Source organism: Protofrankia sp. Cr1 (assembly GCF_963555865.1).
Lineage (GTDB): Bacteria > Actinomycetota > Actinomycetes > Frankiales > Frankiaceae > Protofrankia.
Map to the genome: position 1 here is coordinate 1 of NZ_CAUVXO010000208.1, position 4035 is coordinate 4035.

Below are 4035 nucleotides of genomic sequence, written 5' to 3' on the forward strand. Positions count from 1 at the left end.
AGTCCGATCCCGATGAGGCCACCGACAATCTGGGCGGCGATGAAGCCGGGAGCCGACGCCGGCGCGATCCCGGCGAAGGAGTTGGAGAACATCCGGCCGACGGTGATCGCAGGGTTGGCGAACGATGTGGACGAGGTGAACCAGTACGCCGCGCCGATGTAGGCACCGACCGCGGCCGGCGCCCGCTCGGAGCGGCCGGAGCGGGCCAGGGAGAAGATGACCAGCAGCAGGCCGGCGGTGGCCACGACCTCGGACAGCAGATGCGGCCCGGACGCCCGATGATGAGTGGCGATCGACACGGCCGCCCGGTCGAACATCAGGTTCGCCAGCACGGCCCCGGCGGTGCAGCCGGCGACCTGGGCGGGTAGGTAGGCGGCCACGTCCCGCCACGACAACCCGCCGAACACGGCGTCGACGGCGGAGACGACGGGGTTGAAGTGCGCGCCGGACACCGGCCCGACCATCAGGATGATCGCGAACAGGCCGGCGGCGGTGACCGCCGCGTTTTCCGCCAGCTCCAAGCCGGTCTGGTTCGGGCTGAGCTGCTGCGCGGCGATCCCGGAGCCGATGACGAGGGCGGCCAGCAGCATGCTGCCGACCGCCTCCGCCGCGAGTCGCCGCGCGAGCGCTGGCTGCCGCTGTTTTCCCGACATCACGTGGTCAGACGCTCAAGCCGGACGCGAACCCGATGGTCAGAACCTCACCCGCGTCGGTGCTCTGCGGGCCGCAGACCGGTCCGCAGTCGCACGCCGACCCTGGCCCTCCCGCAGCGGCGTCTCCCGCAGCGGCGTCTCCCGCAGCGGCGTCGGGCAGGGTTCCCGCTCGGCCTTCCTCGGCGTCGGCCAGGACGGTGTACACCTCCCACGGCGCTCCGTCCGGGTCGTCGACCCACACCTTGTCCTGGACCGCATAGCAGCAGGTCGTGCCCTGCTCGGTCGCCGTGGCCATGCCCAGGGCGGCGAGTCGGCCGGTCGCCGCGGTCACCTCGTCGGGGGTTTCCACCTCGACCCCGAGGTGGTTGAGCGCCCCGGCGACCCCGCTGCCCCGGGCGTCCGGGTTCTCGATCAGCACCAGCTTCAGCGGCGGGACATCTACCGCGAAGTTCGCATACCCCGGCCGGCGCTTCGCCGGAGCAACCCCGAACAGCTTCGCGTAGAAGTCCACCGCGGCGTCCACGTCGGAAACGTTCAACGCCAACTGCACTCTCGCCATCACAGACCTCCAGACATCGACCAGCATCTATAGCACCTGTTCGGGGCCGAGGATGCGCCGAGGCATAGACCGCTGTCAATAGCTGAGGCATGCTGGATGCCGTGACCACCAGCCCTGTTGCTTGCGTGCTGTTCGTCTGTGTCCATAACGCCGGCCGCTCCCAGATGGCCGCCGGCTTCCTGCGCCACCTAGCCGGTGACCGGGTCGAGGTCCGCTCCGCCGGCTCGCTGCCCGCAGAGGAAGTCAACCCCGCCGCCGTCGCCGCCATGGCCGAGGTAGGCATCGACATCACCGACCAGAAGCCGAAGGTGCTGACTACGGCCGCGGTGCAGACATCCGACTATGTGATCAGCATGGGCTGCGGCGACGCCTGCCCGATCTTCCCCGGTAAGGCATACCTCGATTGGGATCTCGACGACCCGGCCGGCCAAGGCGTCGACGCGGTCCGTCCGATCCGCGACCAGATCGAGATCCTCATCAAGGAGCTCCTCGCGCGTATCGACGAGGCCGGTCGGCGCTGAGCTTTCCGCTCGCCTGTCTTGAGATCATCTGAGTTCAGGGTGGTCACCGGCCAGCCGACGGGGAACGGGAACTGTTCAACCCGGCGAGGGTGCCCACCACGCGCTATACCGATACCGGGGCACAGCCATTCCCTCCCCATGGGCTGCCACGACATGAGGTAAACGACCCGAGTAGACGCGGGGCTTGTGGACCGCCCGGTGCCTGGTGACGGGCACGCCGGGTGCGGGGAGCGGGCCGGGGAGCGGGCCGGGGAGCGGGCCGGGGAAACGGAGCAGCGGCAACGCTGCCACCGCGCCCCGGTCCGACTCCACGTGGAGACGCTGCGCCGGCACGCCACACGGCCCCAGGCGAGCGAGCTCAGCGGCGAGGACATGCGTGGGCTGGTATCTGGCGCACGACGTGCTTGGCGTCGAGGGCGAGCAGGTCCGCCCTGACCACTTCACGCTCCACCGAACCGTCGCTACGACCGTTTGAACCCGCCTGTCCGTCAGCCGAACTGTGCGAGGACCTGTTCGACCACGCCGCGTACGGCCGGAGACAGGTTCTGCCAGCCGTCGCTGAGGTCGTCGGCGTAGGAGCGCCGGTATCCCGTGTCCTGCGAGCGGATGGTCGGCATGTACCCGGAGTGCACCTGGAAGGACTGCTTGAGCCCTGGTGTGGTCGCCGTCGCGATTGGGCCCTTGCCGAGCGTGAGTGCGTCGAAGATCTGCACCTCGGTCCGGTCGCGATGCTGCAGGAAGATCACAACCCAGCCGTCGCCGCCGGTGGCGTCGTCCGGTACGTACACCGGCGACTGGCCGAAGGTCCCCTCCGGGAACGACCAGGCCGACTGCTCGGTCATCGTCTCCAGGTCGAGGCAGACCAGCGAGGACGGGATCTCCCGGGTGGGCAGTTCCTCGACCGGGACGACCCGGTACGGGTGATCACGGTACATCTCGACGATGTGTGTGGCCAGCATCTCGGTGTCGCATCCCCAGTAGGCCTGCCACAGGTAGCGGCCGCGTTCCAGCGCCGGGCGCTGCATGTCGCGGCTGTAGAGCAGCGTGGCCCAGTGTCGGTCGGGATCGAGGAACAACTTGGTGTCCCTGACCTCGCCGGTGGTGCCGTTGATGACGTAGCGGCCCACCGGTGAGGCGTCCACCGGGGTGGAGAGGAAACCGTAGAGGCCCTTGGGCATGGCCGTGTCCGTGCCCCAGATCGTGTCCTGGTCGGAGAGCGCGTAGTTGATGTCCCAGCCGTTGGAGTGCGCGATGTACATGGTCACGTCGTCGCCGTCCTGACGGTAGTCGGCGAACTCGTGGAACGACTCGTAGGGCACCCGGGCATGGGTCACCGGCACCGCCCCACCCCGGCGGGAACGGGTCAGGTCACGCTTGGCCACCAGGTAGATGTCGGTGAACGGCAGATGCGGCTTCGTGCGGTTGCGTCCGGCGAAACTGCCCGGCTCCGGCTGGAAGCCGACCTCGGTGAAGATGACGTAGTCCTCGGTCACGGTCACCTCGTGGATGCCGTGCAGCACCCGCGCACCCGGGACATACCAGGTGTCGAGCTGGCCCTGACCGTCGAAGCGGACCACCCACAGCGGGCTGTCCACATCGGTGGTCGAGTGTCCCCGTGGACGCAGGTCCACGTTGCACCACCACATGCAGCCGTCATCGAGATCCTCGACCGGGTGTGCCGTCGTGTAGACGCCGGGGAACAGCGGATGGGCGTTCACCTCGGGGTATTCGTCCACCCCGCCGAGGAAGCTCTTGAACTCAAGAGTGACCGGGTCGAACTCCGCCGGTCGCTGCGGATCGAAGGTAAGCAGCAGCCGGTCGCCGAGGAAATGTGGCGAGGTGTTCGTGAGGGACGGATGCGCCCCGACCATGAGCTCGGCCAGCTCGGCCGGCGGCAGTGTCTGCGCCAGCCCGCCGAGGATCGCCAGGTCCGGCGTGACCACCCGCTTCGAGCGCCAGTGCCGGGTGGCCAGGTCGACGCGGGTGACGATCCCCGGGCCACCCCATAAGAAGTCGACCGCCGTCGGCTGGGACGGGCCGATGATGAACGCGTGCCCGCTCAGCCTGTCGGGCCACTGCCCGGCAGTGACAGCGAGTTCGACATCCTGCTCCAGGCTTGGTTCGAGGACGTGGTGAAGTGCATGGTCCATGTCGTTTTCCCTTCGGGAGCCGTGGTTTCACTGTCGTTCGACCTGACGCCGTCGTTCTAGAAGAAGCCGAGCTTGCGCGGGGAATAGCTCACCAGCATGTTCTTCGTCTGCTGGTAGTGGTCGAGCGCCATCTTGTGGGTCTCGCGGCCGAT

The 4035-nt window shown here is 68.4% G+C and carries 4 protein-coding genes; 1 reads left to right on the top strand and 3 read right to left on the bottom strand.

Annotation, left to right across the window (positions count from 1 at the left end; genetic code table 11):
* On the bottom strand, positions 1-653 hold a 653-nt coding region (locus tag U9980_RS16260; RefSeq protein ID WP_322768691.1), incomplete at its 3' end, for an MIP/aquaporin family protein.
* A 7-nt stretch (positions 654-660) separates the two neighbouring features.
* Positions 661-1212 carry an ArsI/CadI family heavy metal resistance metalloenzyme gene (locus U9980_RS16265; RefSeq protein ID WP_322768692.1) on the bottom strand — a complete coding sequence of 184 codons (552 nt, stop codon included), beginning with the start codon at positions 1210-1212 and terminating at the stop codon, positions 661-663.
* Positions 1213-1313: 101 nt separating this feature from the next.
* Between U9980_RS16265 and U9980_RS16270 the strand changes: the two genes are divergently transcribed.
* Complete coding sequence (locus U9980_RS16270) at positions 1314-1733, top strand: arsenate reductase ArsC (RefSeq protein ID WP_322768693.1); 420 nt, start codon at positions 1314-1316, stop codon at positions 1731-1733.
* Positions 1734-2221: 488 nt separating this feature from the next.
* Here the strand turns inward: U9980_RS16270 and U9980_RS16275 are convergent, their stop codons facing one another.
* The gene (locus U9980_RS16275) at positions 2222-3883 is read right to left on the bottom strand and encodes a carotenoid oxygenase family protein (protein WP_322768694.1); all 1662 of its coding nucleotides are present in this window, start codon (positions 3881-3883) and stop codon (positions 2222-2224) included.
* Positions 3884-4035 lie beyond the last annotated feature (152 nt).

Coding starts and splice junctions, on each gene's coding strand:
- U9980_RS16275 (WP_322768694.1), bottom strand. CDS start 3,883: ATGGACCATGCACTTCACCACGTCCTCGAACCAAGCCTGGAGCAGGAT.
- U9980_RS16265 (WP_322768692.1), bottom strand. CDS start 1,212: ATGGCGAGAGTGCAGTTGGCGTTGAACGTTTCCGACGTGGACGCCGCG.